Genomic DNA, 15,776 nt, shown 5'->3' with positions numbered 1-15,776 from the left:
GTAAAAATAGAAGAGTGCGCGGCAATAATCAAAAACATATAACTGAAAAAAGGATATAAATGAATGCTCCACCCAGTCTCGCAACCTTACCAACAACGAGAAAATACTATGACCCAAAGAGCCGTGCGGAAGCCAAACCCCTCTGTTAGAAACCGCTTGAGGCCAAGTTTTCCTCAAAGGCACTGGCTGGAGGTGGCAGAGTACGCCTCTCTGGCGGCCTCTGGTTTGGGTTCCTTGGCGGTGGCAGTGTCTGGTCAAGCTTTTTACGGGGTGGCTCCCCTAACCTTGGCTTTGTCGCTGAATGTGGCTAATCGGTATCGGTTCGAGCAGCAAGTGCGGGTTCATCAAACTTCGGAATTGGCCCAAGTACAAAAGTCTGTAAATAAGGTCGAAAAAACGGCGGTAACGGTAATTGTTAAATTGCGGAGGCATTTGTCAGCAGATATTGCAGCGCTGCGCCAGCAAATGGCTGCATTGCCTAGGAATGCAGCTTTTGAGGAGTCGATCGATATTGAGCGGCAATTGCTGAGTTTGGGAGAGTCGGTAGCTTCTTTGCAAGAAATTGTGGCGTCTGCTGTGCTCGATGTTCGCCAGCAGGTGAGGGAACAAATGCAAGATTTATCGGTGGGCCAACCGACAAATATCGAAGCTGTGGAACAGGCGATAGAACAACTGCAAAGTGCGATGAAAAGCTTGACAGAAACTGCTCTCACCCGAGATGACTGGGAATTAGTAAATACTCGATTTTTGGAAATCCAGAAAGTTATGGCTAATCTGCAAAGCCAAGTGCAAGCTCCTGCGTACCAATCGACTCCGGATTTGTCTGTAGTTCAAGCTCAAATTCACCGTTTGGAACACGAGCAGCAAGAAGTTGTCAAACCTCATCTCAAGCGCTTAATCTCGGTTGTCAAGGAGTTGCAGCACACACAAAACAGTTGACAGTTGACAGTTGACAGTTGACAGTTGGCAGGGGAGCATCTGGTTTTGGCAAAAAGCATTTTTTTTTACAGTGCTGTCCCCACTCGCGTATTGTACAATACGCGAGCGGGGACAGCACTACAAATGCAAAACTGAGATACACCCGTTGGCAGTTCGCAGTTGTAATTGTTCATTAGGAATGAGAATTAAATAACTTACAATTTTAATTATTGTGGGATGGGCGTCCCGCCCGTCCCGAAAAGACGGGCGGGACGCCCATCCCACAAATATCTATAAGTTATTAAATTTTCGTTCCTTAGTCAGTTGTAATTGATCGTTAGTCATCACTCAGAAGGAAGATTTTCCCCCTCTCCCCCCTCTCTCCCTCTCCGCCTCTCCCCTTCTCCCCCCTCTCCCCTTCTCCGCCTCTCCCCTTCTCCTCCTCTCTCCCTCTCCCGGCTGGAGTCGAACTTTTTAGACAACTGTGTTACAAATTGAAAAGGTAATCTGTCTAGTTCACCTGTTTTCAACCTGTTACAAGAAAATTAAATGACCGCAACCGTAACTGTTACTGATAACCCGTTATTAATTGGCAAAGGATTGCCACCGTTTGATGCGATCGCACCAGAACACGTAGTCCCCGCCGTTACGCAACTGCTGACGGAACTAGAAGCCGAGTTAGCTGCCTTAGAAGCCTCTGTTGAGCCGACTTGGAGCGGTTTAGTAGAACCATTGCAGCGGCTCGGAGAGCGTTTAAATTGGACTTGGAGCATTGTCGGACATTTGATGGGGGTGAAAAATAGTCCGGAATTGCGATCGGCTCACGAAACAGTGCAGCCAGAAGTAGTAAAATTTGCGAGCAAGCTCAGTCAGAGCAAACCGCTTTATGAAGGTTTTAAAGCACTGCGGGCCAGCCCAAATTGGGACAGTTTAGAGCCAGCTCAACAGCGAATTGTCGAAGCCTCCCTCCGAGATGCTCAACTCTCCGGCGTCGGTTTAGAAGGCGAGCAAAAAGAGCGTTTCAATGCCATTCAATTAGAAATGGCAGAAATTACTACTCAATTTTCCAATCATGTCCTCGACGCTACCAAAGCTTTCAGTATCACCCTCACAAACAAAGACGAAATTGACGGTTTACCGCCGAGTTTGTTGAGTTTAGCAGCTCAAGCGGCTCGCAGTGCCGGCGCCGAAAATGCGGATGCCGAAAATGGCCCTTGGCGGATTACTTTAGACTTTCCGAGTTACGGGCCTTTCATGCAGCACAGCACTCGCCGCGATTTGCGCGAAAAGTTGTACAAAGCTTTGATCGGCAGAGCTAGCAGTGGAGATTTGAATAACTGGCCTTTGACCGATCGCATTTTAGCACTGCGCCACGAAAAAGCTGCTTTGCTCGGGTTTAGCAGTTATGCCGAATTGAGCTTGGCGAGCAAAATGGCTCCTAACGTTACAGCAGTGGAAGCTTTGTTAGAAGAATTGCGCTTAGCTAGCTACGATGCTGCTGTCAAAGATTTAGAAGAATTGAAAGCTTTTGCTGCCTCTAAAGGTGCGCCGGAAGCTGCGGATTTGAAGCACTGGGATGTCGGTTTTTGGTCGGAAAGGCAGCGGGAAGAAAAGTTTGCTTTTAGTGCCGAAGAATTGCGTCCTTATTTTGCTTTGCCGCAGGTATTGGAGGGGTTATTTGGATTAGTAAAGCGGCTGTTCGGGGTAACGGTAACGGCGACGGACGGTCAAGCTCCTGTCTGGCACAAAGACGTGCGCTATTTTAGAATAGATGATGAAGCCGGAAATGCGATCGCCAATTTCTATCTAGACCCCTACAGCCGCCCGGAAGAAAAGCGCGGCGGTGCTTGGATGGATGAGTGCGTGGTGCGCGCTAAGTTTGTGGAAGCGGGAAAAACAACAACGCGCTTACCTGTGGCGTATTTGGTGTGCAACCAAAGCCCTCCGGTTGATGGGAAACCGAGTTTAATGACTTTTGTGGAAGTAGAAACTTTGTTTCACGAATTCGGCCACGGTTTGCAGCATATGCTAACAACGGTAGACTATCCGGGGGCTTCTGGCATCAATAATGTTGAGTGGGATGCGGTGGAATTGCCCAGTCAATTTATGGAAAATTGGTGTTACGATAGGGCGACTTTGTTCGGGATGGCAAAACATTACCAAACTGGGGAAACTTTGCCGGAACACTATTACCAAAAGCTGTTAGCAGCGCGCCACTACATGAGCGGCAGTGCCATGCTCAGGCAAGTACATTTTAGCAGTGTTGATATTGAATTGCACCACCGCTATCGATCGGGCGGCAGCGAAACTGTGGCGGATGTTCGCAACCGCATCGCTAAAACGACAACTGTGTTGCCTCCTCTGGAAGAAGACGCATTTTTGTGCGCTTTCGGGCACATTTTTGCGGGCGGCTATGCGGCGGGCTATTACAGCTATAAATGGGCGGAAGTCCTTAGTGCTGATGCTTTTGCGGCGTTTGAGGAGGCGGGTTTGGAAGATGAAAGTGCGATCGCCTCTACAGGTAAACTCTTCCGAGATACAGTGTTAGGATTGGGCGGCAGTTTGCACCCGATGGAAGTGTTTAAAACATTCCGAGGACGCGAACCGAGCACTAAAGCTTTGTTGAGACACAGCGGTTTAGTTGCGGCTTAACAAACTGTCCAATAATTGAGGATTAATGCAGGTAAATTTATCTGCATTAATCCCGCTAAAAAGCGGGATTAAAAAGTTTGTAGTGAGGACTTTAGTCCTATAATTTTTATTTACATATAATCCAATACAGTTCACTTAAGGTAGATTCCCCCTAATCCCTAATCCCTTAAAGTTCGGATGGCGTATTAGACGCAACTTTCATATTAATAAATAAAGGTACGTTGTTGGGCTTGAGCCTCCTTTATCTATACTTCTAAAGAGGGCTAAAGCCCAACAACGTACCTAATTTTATAAGAACAATATCGAAGGGTTATAGTAACACTTTTAAATTGGTATTAATAGGACTAAAGTCCTCACTACGAAACATTTTTTTTGTAGAACATCATGCAACAAACATCTGTAGTTTGGCACATCATCCCCAATCTTTTTGTGAAAAATTGGGGATGATGTATGCGCCACGTGGCTATCCCGTAGGTAATCGCCAGCAGCTTTTGGATTAGCTTGAAGGCCCATCAAAGCAGCATCAATCTCAATACTGTCAGTATAAACTGCCTTTCGTGAATATTTTCTATCATTAATCAGTGATGGTACTTAACTTTCCCTCCACCTGAAACTTCCTTTATATTTCGCAACATTTACTGGCGGTTTTCTCCATACAGCTAAAGCTTTTATTCGCAACGAAAAATTGAGAATTTTACCGAATCTTTAACATCCAGCGGTCACCAGCGGTAGTTTTTTAAAGTTTTGATAAAGATTGGCAGACTCTGCTTCAAAAAAGAGCAAAAAATGAAGGTGAAAATTTAAAACTTTTTGTTATGAATAATTTTAACTTGCCAGAAAAAATGTATTTATATATGATAATAAGTAAGGATTGATAGTTACTTGTTCACCTATAGATTGAGATATTCATGGATATTCAATTAATTAATATCGGCTTTGGTAATATTGTGTCGGCTAACCGAGTGATTGCCATTGTCAGTCCCGAGTCAGCGCCAATTAAGCGTATAATTACTGATGCGCGGGAGCGCGGACAACTGGTTGATGCTACTTACGGCCGCCGCACGAGGGCGGTAATTATTACTGATTCGAGTCACGTTATCCTCTCGGCGATTCAGCCGGAAACGGTTGCTAATCGTTTTGCGATCGGCAAAGACGGTCAAGGTCGGGATGATTGAGGTTTGTTGGTTGCAATTTGAGCACTTACAGTCTAGAGTAAGCGAAAACTCAAATTGTGACACGTTTCTCTTCTAAAAATGAAATCCGGTAAATTAATTGTTCTGACGGGGCCTAGCGGTGTGGGGAAAGGCACCCTAGTGCGATCGCTCCTCAACCGCCATCCCGAATTATATCTTTCGGTATCGGTGACAACTCGTAAGCCCCGCGAGGGAGAAATTGAGGGACAACACTACTATTTTGTCAGCCGCAGCCGTTTTGAGGAAATGGTTGAGGCTGGCGAATTGGCTGAATGGGCTGAGTTTGCTGGCAATTTTTACGGTACTCCATTTTTTGCTCTCAAACAGGGAATCGGCGAGGGAAAATGGGTAATCCTGGAAATTGAACTCGAAGGAGCAAGGCAAATTAGAAATAAGTTTTCTGAAGCTTTGCGAATTTTTATTTTACCTCCTTCTTGGGAAGAATTGGAGCGCAGGCTGCGGAGTCGGGGTCAAGATTCCGAAATTGCGATCGCCCGTCGGTTGCTGCGGGCTAAAGAGGAGATTGAAGCTGCGGGCGAATTCGACTTCCAAGTTGTCAACGACGATTTAGAAGTTGCTTTAAAAAAACTAGAATCCGTGTTGTTTGTCAGCGACCGGAAATGAGGGGATGATGATGTGATATTACCAATTACGAATTGCCAACTACCAGCAAGACTTGGTTTAAAGCCGGAACCATTGTAGGTAGAAATTAAAATCAGACTATTCATTAATCCAATCCTCTTAATTCCAAGCCAACTGTCAACTGTCAACTGTCAACTGTCAACTGTCAACTGAATTACCCATTTTTCTGTACGCGCTAAAACTTCGGTACTTTTCTTGATAGCAACACAAGATTTTAAATTCAATTCTAGAGTTTCGGACGCAGGCGAAAATTTCCTGAGCGGTTCTATTTCGCGAGCAGAACATCCCAACATTTCCATATAAGCTAGTGTCCAGCCAATAGCTGCAATGTCGCTGACATTGCCTTCTCCGGCGCACAGGTGACAACCCGATTCGCCCTCGGGGCTGCACTCGGGACAAACCCAATTGTTGAGTTGTGAATTTAGCTGAATTGTGCGGGATGCTGAGGCAATTGTCAATGCTTTAATGTGGTTTTGAACTACTTGTTTAAAACCTCTGTTTGGGTTGGTGCGGTAATCGGAATTGTTGGGCGATCGCCCGTTAGCGAAGCCCTCGAAGAGGATCGCCATTCCTGGCTGTTGCAACGAAGCCCCAGATGCTGTTTTGTTATCTGTTTTGACTCCAGATTCACCCAGGTTCGCCGTTAGCTGAATGCCGTAGTCTTTCGACTCTTCAGTCTGAGAGCGGCTGAGTGCGCTGTCAGAATCGGATGCTGTGCGATCTTCTTCGAGGGCTTCGCGATCGGCAAAATCTTGCATCGAGAGGTGATGTTCGATCGCCAAAGACCAAGTTCTTTTATGTCTGAGATCGCCATATTTTCTGGCTTCGGCATCAGTAATGCCGATCGCCGCAGCCTCTTGGCGCAGCACATTCATCGAAGTCATGACATCTGATATCATTAGTTTGTTTGCTGTTAATTTACCTTCGCCGGTAGAGAAGCCCTCGCAGAGGATAGACCTACAAATAAATACCTTAGATATAGTAGCCTAAATCTCAAATCTCAAATCTCAAATCTACAATTGTTTAATGAATTCAATTTTCCCTGACACAACGTTATCGGTGGGCGGACTAACATCATACCTGAAAGAATTGCTGGAGGGCGATCGCCACCTGCGATCGATTTGGCTAACGGGCGAGGTGTCCAACGTTTCGCGGCATTCCAGCGGCTGTTATTTCACTCTACGCGATCCCGACACAAGCGCTGCGATTACCTGCGTGGTGTGGACTTATCAACAGCAAAACTTGCGACGAATGCCCGTAAAAGGCGAGCAATTGCTGGTTTTCGGAAGCATTCAGGTTTACGAACCTCGCGGGGATTACAAGTTGATTGTTTCCAAATCGCTACCGGGTGGCGAAGGATTGGAGGCTTTGCGGTTGCAGCAATTGCGATCGCGCTTGGAAGCTGAGGGTTTCTTCGATCGCGCCAGAAAGCGCCCGATTCCCGCACACCCGCAGATTGTGGCGGTGGTGACATCGGATACTGGCGCTGCGTGGGGGGATATTCAGCGCACGTTAGCACAGAGATATCCGGGTTTGCAGGTGTTGCTGTCGCCCACTTTGGTGCAGGGGGATTTGGCTGCTGCTGCGATTGTTAGGGCGATCGCCCGTGTAGAATTGGACGGTAGGGCGGATGTCATAATTTTAGGGCGGGGCGGCGGTTCTGCGGAGGATTTGGCTTGTTTTAACGATGAAAGAGTCGTCAGGGCGATCGCGAATTGCACAATCCCAATTATTACAGGCATCGGCCACGAAAGAGACGAATCTCTGGCAGATTTAGTAGCAGATAAACGAGCGCATACTCCGACGGCGGCCGCTACTCAAGCCGTACCAATTTTGGCAGATATTTACTGGGAACACAGGCAGAGAATGCTGAATTTAGCAAGTGTTGTGCGGGCAAGATTTCAGCAAGAAGAACAGCATTTGCAACAGCTACAAAATCGCTTAAAACGGTTGCCTGCGACATCGCGAACTTTGCGGCAAGCAACTGGTAAACTGGAGATATTGCAAGAAAAGTTAGCGGCGCTAAATCCGGCGGCGGTTTTGGAAAGGGGTTATGCGGCGGTAATCCAAGGTGACGGTACGATTGTCCGCCAAACTGAGGGTTTGGAATTGGGCGAGGAGTTGACGGTGAGGTTGAGTCGCGGTGTGCTGAAGGTTAAGATTGTGGAAGTTTTGGATGCAGAATAAATGTTATGGTTAACTCGCAGTTGCGTCAGTCTGGCTGGAATTATGAGGAAACGGTCGATCGCATTGAGGCGATTATCGATCGAGTGGAGTCGGGAGAGTTGCCTCTAGAGGAGGTTTTTGAGCAGTTTGCGGTGGCTGTGGAGTGTTTGCAGGAGTGCGAAGGTTTTCTGGCGCGGGGGAAGGATAAGATGGATTTGGCGATCGAACTTTTAGCTGCGGAACCGGATTTTTAACCGCAGATTTAGGCGCTTCGCCTTTATAAATAAACAAGTAATAGCAAAGTATCAAGCACGAATAGGACTTTCAGCAATGCACCAGTTCATCACAACCTGTCCCATCTTTTCCCAATCAGAAACCATGGACTTATCAATTATTCTGGCAATCTCATGAGGACTTTTTTGTTTAAGATATTCAACGGTATTGCTGAGCGTACTTTCTCCAAATCCCAGTGAGATTTTACATTGACATTCTCCACTACTACTGCATTGCCAGTTAACTTGACACCAATTATCTATACAACTTAATATATGGGGACTCATAGAAATCTTTACTTCCCAAAAAGACTTAATATTAGGGTTACTTGATTGAATAACTTCCTTCATTCTAGTTCCTTTTTTTATATCTAAAAAATACCTAATATCGACTGCACTACTACTAATATCTTCAAAAATTTTTAATGCTTTGAGTCTTTCCTGATTTTTGGAACACAGTTCAGATAAAATTGAATTAGGTATTAAGTTTTCAACTTCACGGCAATCAAGAATAAAATTTTCCGTATTTATACAAGTAGAATCGCTCAAAGCTTGGAGGCGAGATGCCGTCGAGCCTAGATTTCCATCAGGAGCAATTTTATCGCTATCTACAATACAAAGGCAAAAGCGTTTTTTAAATTTTTGAATATTAATATACTCACTAGAAATTGTATTACCACCACCACCTCTAGGTTCGCATACTATTTTTACATTCATCTTTTTCCATATAAGATAAACTTTTGCTATAATTTCGTATAAAACAGCATCATCACTATTTTCACACAAGAGTATGGTTTTCTGTACAGACTCTGAATCATTAAAAAAACGTGGGCCAACTTTAATAATTTGCTTACCTGAATCAGAAATCACTGCTGGTTCATAACAAGGATTAACAATTTCAATATATCTTGTTACCGCCGAAAGATAGGATTGAAATTGTGTAGATTGGTTGTATAACTTATGGTAAATATTTCTAGCAAATTGAGATAAACGAGAGCATTGAGCAATTTTTTTAAAAGTTTCTCTCTTAGCCATTACTATATGCTTACCTTCCCGACGGGCAGATGCAAGATTTTCTAAAGCCAAAACAGTCTCATCGTCCCAAGTATTTTCATCTCCCTTATCTACTACAGAGCTATCAATCAAAATTAGCATTTATACAAGTTCCATCTCGAAAAAATCTAGCGGCCAGTTTAAAAGATACCCATCTGAATTGAATTGAGAGTTTCTTATTCTTACTTCTCCTGGTTTATCGCATGGCTCAAATAAAACAATGTTGATTTCATCAGGAGAAATTTTACCTTCGGAAACTAATTGTCCGAGGCGATTTACCAATACTTCACTATGGGTTTCAATCATTAAACGTAGCTGAATCTTCTTCTCCTTAGCTGCTTTGATTGACTTAACCAATGCATCTGTTAAAGTTCCTTGCAGACGGGGATGAAGATGTAACTCAGGTTGCTCAATAGCGTAGGTTATTGTTCCTCGGTTTACTCGACGAAATGAACTTAGTAACCATAATTGAGTAATAACAGGAAGAATTTGAGAAAAACCAAATCCAGTATCAGCAACATTCAGGTATTTATCAGAATTTTTAGAACGAATTTTTACTGAAATGTGACCAAGGCTAGATTTAATTGATGGCTTAAATCCAAAATTATCTAAAGTCCAGGTAGAAAAGTTTTTCATTTCTGAATCAGTTAGATTGCGTAAAAACATTGCAAGATTATTACCTTGGTAATCCACTTCATCAACAGCTAAATCTTGAGTTCGGTAATAACGCTCTGCTGTAGCTCGTACTGGCCCAATATAGCTAATATTCTTTGAGAAGTTCGCTAGTGTATCATCACATTTTTCAAGAATAAAAGGTATCGCATTTGCGATAATCAGATCCCTTAAATCTTTAAAATCTTTTGTCTCAACTGTCCAATTCTTAGTTTTATTCTTCCAAGATTTGCCAGCAATATTATTTTCTTGAATATCTTTTAACATATTTTCTGAGTTGCCGAGACCAAAAGAGAGTGCCATTTGAATAATAGTCTCTAACTTAGTTGCATGATGAGCCGTCTCTTTGGTTTTGTCTATCAAAGCTTGAAATAAAGCTCTGAAGCGAGAACGATATCTTACAAAACCAGGAGATAGTGAGGATGATTTTTCAAATTCATATTCTTTTTTTTGCTCACTTTCAGTAATAGTTGGCAGAATCAGACTCCTGTCAAATTTTCTAGTAACATATTTATTACCCAAATTTAAAACGTTAAATGAATTTACGAAAAAGTCCGTTAGAGAATCATCCTCACCAAAAGATAATTGGATTTTTGAATCTTCAAGCTGCAAAAAGATTCTACTTGTTCTTGTTGTTTCTTTCTTTTTATTTTCTGAGACTTGGAGAGTTAACGTTATATCACAAGTGTTTAAAATCTTTGCTTCTCCCGAAAAAAGAAAGTAAGAAAAATCTCTAGCAGAGGGAAACTGTCTTGATTCGAGCTTGAAGTTAAAAGAAAATTCAATATTATCTTCTGCTCCTGTTTGATGAGCATCCTCAAAATTACCGAAGTCAACTAGGCGACCTGACCAAAGTATTGGCCCAGTTGTTCTAGATTCTAGGCTTTGTTTCAATAGAGGAAGAATACGCAGAAAACTACTCTTACCTGAACTGTTTTGCCCAAGAAGAACAGTTATAGGCTTTAACTCAATATAGCCAGTGTCAGCCAGACAGCGTAATCTTTCCACTCTAATAGAATCCATTCATACCTCTTAATAAGGAATAGCTTTAATATTTTATCTGCCCAGACGCCTCTAAATCTTAGATTTAATTTTGATTAAAATCTTTTGGGGCGGGCGGGAAGCCCGCCCCAAAAATACAATCTAGATGCCCGACAGCTTACAATTTGTCGATCGCCCTTTTGGCCTTATCCGTCAGATTTTTTACCGCATCTTTCACATCTTCTGCTGCGTGGCGGGCGGCGGATTCCGCTTGTTTCGCTTTGCCTTCTGCCTGGTCTTTTTTATTGCCCGTGATGTTACCGAAAATTTCCTGAGCTTTGCCTTCTACGTTTTTGCCGATCGCCTTTGCTCTGTCTTCTGTACTCATAATCAGCTCCATTGAGTAGTTGAACGCTACTACCACCCTAACATTAGCTCAACAGAAGTTGCTCGCTAACTTCACATTAATTTATGTTGATTTTGATTTTTATTGGTTTTCAGTAGAGTTTTTGCCCAATATTTTATTGATACAGAAACCGCAGTAGTAGGGTGCGTCAGAATGACTTGATTATTCAGATTTACTCTGATAAAAACTGAGTCACGCACCCTACAGTTATACTCAAATTATTGTGGGGTGGGCTTCTAGCCCGCCCAAAAAGTTACAAACTATTTTAAACTCGCCGCTGCAACTTTAATCGGTTCGAGCAATTCTAACGGTATATGCAGCATATTCAAGTGAGTAGTTTCAACACCTTTCCTTTCATTTCTTTCTACTTCGGGGCCGTGATAATCGCTGCCACCTGTCATCAGCAAACCGCGATCGAGGCACAATTGTTTTAACTTATGAATTTGGCTGGAACTGTGGCTGGGATGGTATACTTCAACTCCCATTAAACCAGCATCTACTAATTCTTTCAAGACTTCCTCAACAGCGCCGCCGCGAAACAAATAAGGGTGAGCCCAGACTGGTACTGCGCCGCAACTCTTGAGTAAATCGATGCCTTCTGCGATCGAGAATTTCTCGTAATGCACGTAAGCCGGGCCGTTGTCTCCCAGCCACCTATCGAAGGCTTCCCGCGATGATTTTGCGTGGCCAGCTTTTACCAGCGCGCTAGCAATGTGAGGCCTTCCCGGTGCCATTCCTGGGGATGTTGTTGGCAGTTCGATCGCGTATCCCATTGCTGCTAGTTTTTCTACCATTTCCTGCGATCGCCGAAACCGTCCTTCCAGGCGCGCTTTCAAAGGATCTCGCAGCTTATTTGCATCGGGATAAAAACCTAAAATATGCAGCGATCGACCGTTATGTACCGTACTGAGTTCTAGCCCTGGTACTATTTCTAGATTGTACAAGCTAGCGGCGGCGAAGGCTTCGTCCCAACCCGACATCGTATCGTGATCCGTGATGGCTAAAGCCCTAACTCCTGAGGCAGCGGCGGCTGCTACGAGTTGGCTGGGGGTGAGAGTACCGTCGGAGTAAGTTGTATGGCAGTGAAGCTCTAGCATATTGACCTGATTAATTATCGATCGACTTTGCAAACTGTACTGAAACTAACCCCCTCAGCAAGTATAACCTTAGTCCGTGATTCCTAACTATGGGTTCCAGCTTCGCCCTTGTGCCAGTTGGCGAATTGGCTGAATTTAGCGTCTGTTGCTTGTACGCAGAAACACACTCTCAAGTTATACAGGACAAACGTTTGAGTGCGATCGCCCGTCATCCGCGATCGAGCGAAAAAGTGTGAAGGTACGGATAGTGGCATTTGGCGAACACCATGACTCAGGGATTTTTTCTAAAGTAACAACATGACATTCAGGAAATACATATGAAATCTACTCTTTGCTTCCCCGAAACTTCCGTACACTCTCAAAAAATTAATTCCAACAATCATGGGATGAATTCTCACAGTAACATGGACTATTGTATCGCTGCTGCTTGGATCGACTTAGTGGGAGGAGATTACAGCAGTTTGGGAGGAGATGATTGGCTGGCTGTATGCGGCGATATTGATGAAGGCGAAATTTACCGCGAATGGTTTATGTGGCAAGACCGCGAAGTAACTCAAGAATGGGAAGCTTACGATCCAATTACTAATTATCGACACGTTGCTTGTAGCCGAGAAATGTTGATTGCTCAAATTGACAGAATCGAAGATACAAGACTATTTTAAAATCATAACTAATATTTAAATTTGATTGGCAGCAAACGTAAATTCAGCTTGCCCTCTCTGATTCCCGACTTCTTAAAAAAGCCGGGAATTTCGTTATTATTTTTTGATTTATTTTTGCTTCTCCCGTTCTAACTTGCGCTGCTTCAACGCTTCCAGGTTTTGTTTGATGCTGTCGATCGCACTTCCATTACCCTGCTCTTGGTATAATTCGCTAGCACGGATCAAATCTGCAACAGCCTCACCATCCGATCGCAAATTCGCAAAAATCAAACCGCGATTGTGGTAAGCCTCTGCCGTTGAAACCTCTTGTATGGCGCTAGTAAATTTATCTTCAGCTTTGCGGTAATTTCCCGACTGATAAGCCTCAATTCCAGCTTGGAAATAAGCCGCAGCTTTCCTACCGCTGTCAGTATCGGGAAATTCTGGCGAGTTTAAAATAGGTTCTTTAAACAGTACCGAAATGCTGCCCTTACCGGAGTAAGCCCAAGTCATTGTTCCCATGCCAATCCCCAGGGCAGCCACAACAATGACAGACAGAGCAATAAAGTTGGTGAGTTCCATAGAGAAATATTTGTTGTATTACAATATGATAAGATAATTTCTAGGTTCTGGAACAATGGCTGTGCGGATTCACCTCAACGGTCAATGGTTTTTGGGCTCGCTAGCTTTAGTATTGTCGATCGGCATAATCAATGCAACTACAACTTCTGACGCAGCAACCAACGCCCAGACTCAAGCGGGATGGCAACTGTTGCAGCGGGGCGAGACAGGGTTGGTGGTGGCAATGCGACACGCGATCGCCCCTGGAACCGGAGATCCTGCTAACTTTAAATTGGGCGACTGTTCCACCCAGCGCAACTTATCAGCCCAGGGAAGAACCCAAGCCCAGCAAATTGGAGCCGAATTTCGCAACCGCAACATCAAAATTGCCAGAGTTTTATCGAGTCAGTGGTGTCGGTGTTTGGAAACAGCAAAACTAATAAATTTAGGTAAAGTCGAGCCATTAAGAACACTCAACTCGTTCTTTAGCGACAGCAGCAAAGAAGCCCGACAAACAGCGACAATCCGCAAATTGATTGTTGACAACCGCAACACTAAAGGCGCTATTATTATGGTAACTCATCAAGTAAATATTACAGCAATTACAAATATTGTTCCCCAAAGCGGCGAAGCTGTGATTCTCAAAAGCGACGAACAAGGTAAAATCAAAATAGTTGGACGAATTGGCGGATTTTAAGAATGTGTAGCAATCCTTGCCGAATTTTTCGCGAACTCTTGCTTTCCTCTTCCTTTGTCTCCTTCGCAGCACGAGAAAAAAAATCGTTGAGTCTTGCTATCTAAAGTGATAATGTATAATTTTCCAGCAAATTTATGACTGCAAAATTATTGTGAGCGATAGTGCAGAGACTAAGCAAGAGAGAAGAAAAAGGTGGAAAGATTGTTTAGAAGCCGGAATCGATCGAGCTGAAGATCCGATAATTATCATTACCTTTCATTCAGGGTGGGCTTCTGCCGCACGTCCAGTTTTAGCACGGGGCATTGATAAGCGGGAATATGTCATCAAGGGGCAACAAGCAGGGCGTCAAATCGTCAACGATCAGGTGGTAGCAAGACTCGGTATCGCAATCGGAGCACCTGTGGGAGAACCTTGTATTGTTGAAATTTATGAGGAACTAATTGCTGAAGATTCTAGATTTTCTTATCTTACTCCTGGAACGGCTCATGCTACGCTTTACATCCCTAAATGTTCTGCCGAAAGAGAAGAAATCAAGCACACAAACCAGCCCGAAAACCGCGAAAGGTTTGCTTTGCTGATTTTGCTGTACGGATGGGTATATGCTAATGACTGTCAATTCATCTATCAAAATTTTCGTCCCAATTTAGTTTACTCTGTAGACCACGGTCATTTCTTTCCAGGCGGCCCAAAGTGGAACCAGCGCGACTTGCTCGAAGCTGCTAATGCTGAGATAAACCCCCACCTTGTTTCTAAATGTCAACTAAAGCCAGAGGAGATTAGCCAGGGACTTATGCTTCTCGATGCTGTCAGCGAAGAAAGCATTATTCAAGCTGTGGCTGCTCCGCCCAGGGAATGGGGATTTACAATTGACGAGCGTGTTACCATGGTAGAGTATCTTGTTAAAAGAAGACAGGATTTACTGGCGCTCTTATAGCCACTGTCAGACAAAAAGGCGGAAACAATGGCAAGCAAGTATAGTATCGTTCAATACGTTCCCAATCCAATTGCTAACGAACGGATTAATATTGGCGTTGTTGCTTTTAACGAAGAACAGGTGCGCGTTCAGTTTCTCACAAACTGGGAGCGGGTGCGGCATTTTGGCATGGAAGATGTTACTTTCTTGAAAGAGTTTGCTCAGCGAATGTCCCAAGCTGCTGACTGTGGATTGATTTTTCCTGGGGATAACCCAAATGCTCCTTATCAGGAACGTTTAAATAAAATTGCCCAGGATTGGCTCAATAGTATTCAGTGGACAGAACCTCGTGGCTCCTTAGCAGATGTCGATAGTTTACTAGAAGATATTGCTAGTAATTTTTTGGTAGATTTGAATTCCCAAAAGCCGCATCGACGTGACCGCCAAGATGCTGCAAGATTGACCACTTCTAAATTTAGAAATGTTTTTCAAAAGTACGTGAAAAATGATGCTAAAGAACTCCTAAAAACAAGTTATTCCGTGCAGGGTAGTCGAGACTCTCACAAGTTTGATGCAGTTGTTGCTAATGGGCAACCTTACTTGGCAGCACACGGTGTATCATTTGAGGTGAAGATACCGGAACACCTGCAAAAATCTCTGTTTTGGATGATTACTGATGTAAAACAGTGTCAACCTAATTTTCCTATTGCAATCATGGCACTACCGCCAAAAAAAGACGCTGATAACTATCAAGAATCTCAGCAAAATTATCAGCAAGCTACCTCGACGTACTCAGAACTTGGTGCAAAGGTTCTTCAAGAAGAAGATGTTGAAAGTTGGGTAATCGAAAGACTTGAGAAGGGGAATCTATTGCATAGGTAAAGCGATTTTCCCATTGCCAATTCCCCCAAT

Annotated in this window: 17 protein-coding genes; 11 read left to right on the top strand and 6 right to left on the bottom strand. The window is 43.8% G+C overall.

Annotated elements, in window-relative coordinates; genetic code table 11:
- The first annotated feature begins 108 nt into the window (after positions 1-108).
- The 4 genes from JGK11_RS02510 (at position 109) to gmk (ending at position 5,387) form a co-directional block, all read left to right on the top strand.
- A complete protein-coding gene (locus JGK11_RS02510) occupies positions 109-939 on the top strand; it encodes a hypothetical protein (RefSeq protein WP_293210440.1) in 831 nt (276 codons plus the stop codon).
- A gap of 528 nt (positions 940-1,467) precedes the next feature.
- Positions 1,468-3,570 (top strand): M3 family metallopeptidase, encoded by a 2,103-nt coding sequence (locus JGK11_RS02505; RefSeq protein WP_293210438.1) that lies wholly within the window; start codon positions 1,468-1,470, stop codon positions 3,568-3,570.
- Between the two features lie 908 nt (positions 3,571-4,478).
- The gene (remA, locus tag JGK11_RS02500; RefSeq protein WP_172193250.1) at positions 4,479-4,745 is read left to right on the top strand and encodes an extracellular matrix/biofilm regulator RemA; all 267 of its coding nucleotides are present in this window, start codon (positions 4,479-4,481) and stop codon (positions 4,743-4,745) included.
- Between the two features lie 78 nt (positions 4,746-4,823).
- Positions 4,824-5,387 (top strand): guanylate kinase, encoded by a 564-nt coding sequence (gene gmk / locus JGK11_RS02495; RefSeq protein WP_293191176.1) that lies wholly within the window; start codon positions 4,824-4,826, stop codon positions 5,385-5,387.
- Positions 5,388-5,536: 149 nt separating this feature from the next.
- Here gmk and JGK11_RS02490 read toward each other — a convergent pair whose 3' ends face one another.
- Complete coding sequence (locus JGK11_RS02490; RefSeq protein ID WP_293210436.1) at positions 5,537-6,304, bottom strand: hypothetical protein; 768 nt, start codon at positions 6,302-6,304, stop codon at positions 5,537-5,539.
- 127 nt (positions 6,305-6,431) lie between these two features.
- On the opposite strand from JGK11_RS02490, the gene xseA reads away from it, so the two are divergent.
- Together xseA and xseB are read left to right on the top strand one after the other, a co-directional pair.
- Positions 6,432-7,592: an exodeoxyribonuclease VII large subunit gene (gene xseA, locus JGK11_RS02485; RefSeq protein ID WP_293210434.1), complete on the top strand. Its 1,161-nt coding sequence runs from the start codon at positions 6,432-6,434 to the stop codon at positions 7,590-7,592.
- 5 nt (positions 7,593-7,597) lie between these two features.
- Positions 7,598-7,825 (top strand): exodeoxyribonuclease VII small subunit, encoded by a 228-nt coding sequence (gene xseB / locus JGK11_RS02480; RefSeq protein WP_293176136.1) that lies wholly within the window; start codon positions 7,598-7,600, stop codon positions 7,823-7,825.
- Positions 7,826-7,876: 51 nt separating this feature from the next.
- Here the strand turns inward: xseB and JGK11_RS02475 are convergent, their stop codons facing one another.
- The 4 genes from JGK11_RS02475 to JGK11_RS02460 all read right to left on the bottom strand — a co-directional run bounded on the left by JGK11_RS02475 (position 7,877) and on the right by JGK11_RS02460 (position 12,052).
- Positions 7,877-8,998 (bottom strand): hypothetical protein, encoded by a 1,122-nt coding sequence (locus tag JGK11_RS02475; protein WP_293210432.1) that lies wholly within the window; start codon positions 8,996-8,998, stop codon positions 7,877-7,879.
- Positions 8,999-10,591, bottom strand: coding sequence for an AAA family ATPase (locus JGK11_RS02470; RefSeq protein ID WP_293176132.1), 1,593 nt, complete (start codon positions 10,589-10,591; stop codon positions 8,999-9,001).
- A 136-nt stretch (positions 10,592-10,727) separates the two neighbouring features.
- The gene (locus JGK11_RS02465) at positions 10,728-10,937 is read right to left on the bottom strand and encodes a CsbD family protein (RefSeq protein WP_293176130.1); all 210 of its coding nucleotides are present in this window, start codon (positions 10,935-10,937) and stop codon (positions 10,728-10,730) included.
- A 278-nt stretch (positions 10,938-11,215) separates the two neighbouring features.
- Positions 11,216-12,052 carry a PHP domain-containing protein gene (locus JGK11_RS02460; protein WP_293205596.1) on the bottom strand — a complete coding sequence of 279 codons (837 nt, stop codon included), beginning with the start codon at positions 12,050-12,052 and terminating at the stop codon, positions 11,216-11,218.
- A gap of 89 nt (positions 12,053-12,141) precedes the next feature.
- Between JGK11_RS02460 and JGK11_RS02455 the strand changes: the two genes are divergently transcribed.
- Both JGK11_RS02455 and JGK11_RS02450 read left to right on the top strand, forming a co-directional pair.
- Positions 12,142-12,288, top strand: coding sequence for a hypothetical protein (locus JGK11_RS02455; protein ID WP_293176126.1), 147 nt, complete (start codon positions 12,142-12,144; stop codon positions 12,286-12,288).
- 81 nt (positions 12,289-12,369) lie between these two features.
- Positions 12,370-12,714, top strand: a complete 345-nt coding sequence (locus tag JGK11_RS02450; RefSeq protein ID WP_293176124.1) for a hypothetical protein — start codon at positions 12,370-12,372, stop codon at positions 12,712-12,714.
- Positions 12,715-12,822: 108 nt separating this feature from the next.
- Here JGK11_RS02450 and JGK11_RS02445 read toward each other — a convergent pair whose 3' ends face one another.
- A complete protein-coding gene (locus JGK11_RS02445; protein WP_293176122.1) occupies positions 12,823-13,275 on the bottom strand; it encodes a hypothetical protein in 453 nt (150 codons plus the stop codon).
- A 55-nt stretch (positions 13,276-13,330) separates the two neighbouring features.
- Between JGK11_RS02445 and JGK11_RS02440 the strand changes: the two genes are divergently transcribed.
- The 3 genes from JGK11_RS02440 to JGK11_RS02430 all read left to right on the top strand — a co-directional run bounded on the left by JGK11_RS02440 (position 13,331) and on the right by JGK11_RS02430 (position 15,746).
- Positions 13,331-13,951, top strand: coding sequence for a histidine phosphatase family protein (locus tag JGK11_RS02440; RefSeq protein ID WP_293176120.1), 621 nt, complete (start codon positions 13,331-13,333; stop codon positions 13,949-13,951).
- Positions 13,952-14,102: 151 nt separating this feature from the next.
- On the top strand, positions 14,103-14,885 hold the full coding sequence (locus tag JGK11_RS02435) for a HipA family kinase (protein ID WP_293176118.1): 783 nt from the start codon (positions 14,103-14,105) through the stop codon (positions 14,883-14,885).
- A gap of 27 nt (positions 14,886-14,912) precedes the next feature.
- Positions 14,913-15,746, top strand: a complete 834-nt coding sequence (locus JGK11_RS02430) for a DUF3037 domain-containing protein (protein WP_293176116.1) — start codon at positions 14,913-14,915, stop codon at positions 15,744-15,746.
- Positions 15,747-15,776: the final 30 nt, after the last annotated feature.

The organism is Microcoleus sp. PH2017_34_RAT_O_A (genome assembly GCF_020737885.1).
Lineage (GTDB): Bacteria > Cyanobacteriota > Cyanobacteriia > Cyanobacteriales > Microcoleaceae > Microcoleus.
The sequence above is the reverse complement of the archived record's forward strand: the minus strand, read 5'-3'. Positions and strand labels throughout refer to the sequence as shown.

What these genes read in the sequence shown, in the direction of transcription:
- JGK11_RS02510 (WP_293210440.1), top strand. Translation starts at nt 109, where the DNA reads ATGACCCAAAGAGCCGTGCGGAAGCCAAACCCCTCTGTTAGAAACCGC.
- JGK11_RS02505 (WP_293210438.1), top strand. Translation starts at nt 1,468, where the DNA reads ATGACCGCAACCGTAACTGTTACTGATAACCCGTTATTAATTGGCAAA.
- remA (WP_172193250.1), top strand. Translation starts at nt 4,479, where the DNA reads ATGGATATTCAATTAATTAATATCGGCTTTGGTAATATTGTGTCGGCT.
- gmk (WP_293191176.1), top strand. Translation starts at nt 4,824, where the DNA reads ATGAAATCCGGTAAATTAATTGTTCTGACGGGGCCTAGCGGTGTGGGG.
- JGK11_RS02490 (WP_293210436.1), bottom strand. Translation starts at nt 6,304, where the DNA reads ATGATATCAGATGTCATGACTTCGATGAATGTGCTGCGCCAAGAGGCT.
- xseA (WP_293210434.1), top strand. Translation starts at nt 6,432, where the DNA reads ATGAATTCAATTTTCCCTGACACAACGTTATCGGTGGGCGGACTAACA.
- xseB (WP_293176136.1), top strand. Translation starts at nt 7,598, where the DNA reads ATGGTTAACTCGCAGTTGCGTCAGTCTGGCTGGAATTATGAGGAAACG.
- JGK11_RS02475 (WP_293210432.1), bottom strand. Translation starts at nt 8,998, where the DNA reads ATGCTAATTTTGATTGATAGCTCTGTAGTAGATAAGGGAGATGAAAAT.
- JGK11_RS02470 (WP_293176132.1), bottom strand. Translation starts at nt 10,591, where the DNA reads ATGGATTCTATTAGAGTGGAAAGATTACGCTGTCTGGCTGACACTGGC.
- JGK11_RS02465 (WP_293176130.1), bottom strand. Translation starts at nt 10,937, where the DNA reads ATGAGTACAGAAGACAGAGCAAAGGCGATCGGCAAAAACGTAGAAGGC.
- JGK11_RS02460 (WP_293205596.1), bottom strand. Translation starts at nt 12,052, where the DNA reads ATGCTAGAGCTTCACTGCCATACAACTTACTCCGACGGTACTCTCACC.
- JGK11_RS02455 (WP_293176126.1), top strand. Translation starts at nt 12,142, where the DNA reads ATGGGTTCCAGCTTCGCCCTTGTGCCAGTTGGCGAATTGGCTGAATTT.
- JGK11_RS02450 (WP_293176124.1), top strand. Translation starts at nt 12,370, where the DNA reads ATGAAATCTACTCTTTGCTTCCCCGAAACTTCCGTACACTCTCAAAAA.
- JGK11_RS02445 (WP_293176122.1), bottom strand. Translation starts at nt 13,275, where the DNA reads ATGGAACTCACCAACTTTATTGCTCTGTCTGTCATTGTTGTGGCTGCC.
- JGK11_RS02440 (WP_293176120.1), top strand. Translation starts at nt 13,331, where the DNA reads ATGGCTGTGCGGATTCACCTCAACGGTCAATGGTTTTTGGGCTCGCTA.
- JGK11_RS02430 (WP_293176116.1), top strand. Translation starts at nt 14,913, where the DNA reads ATGGCAAGCAAGTATAGTATCGTTCAATACGTTCCCAATCCAATTGCT.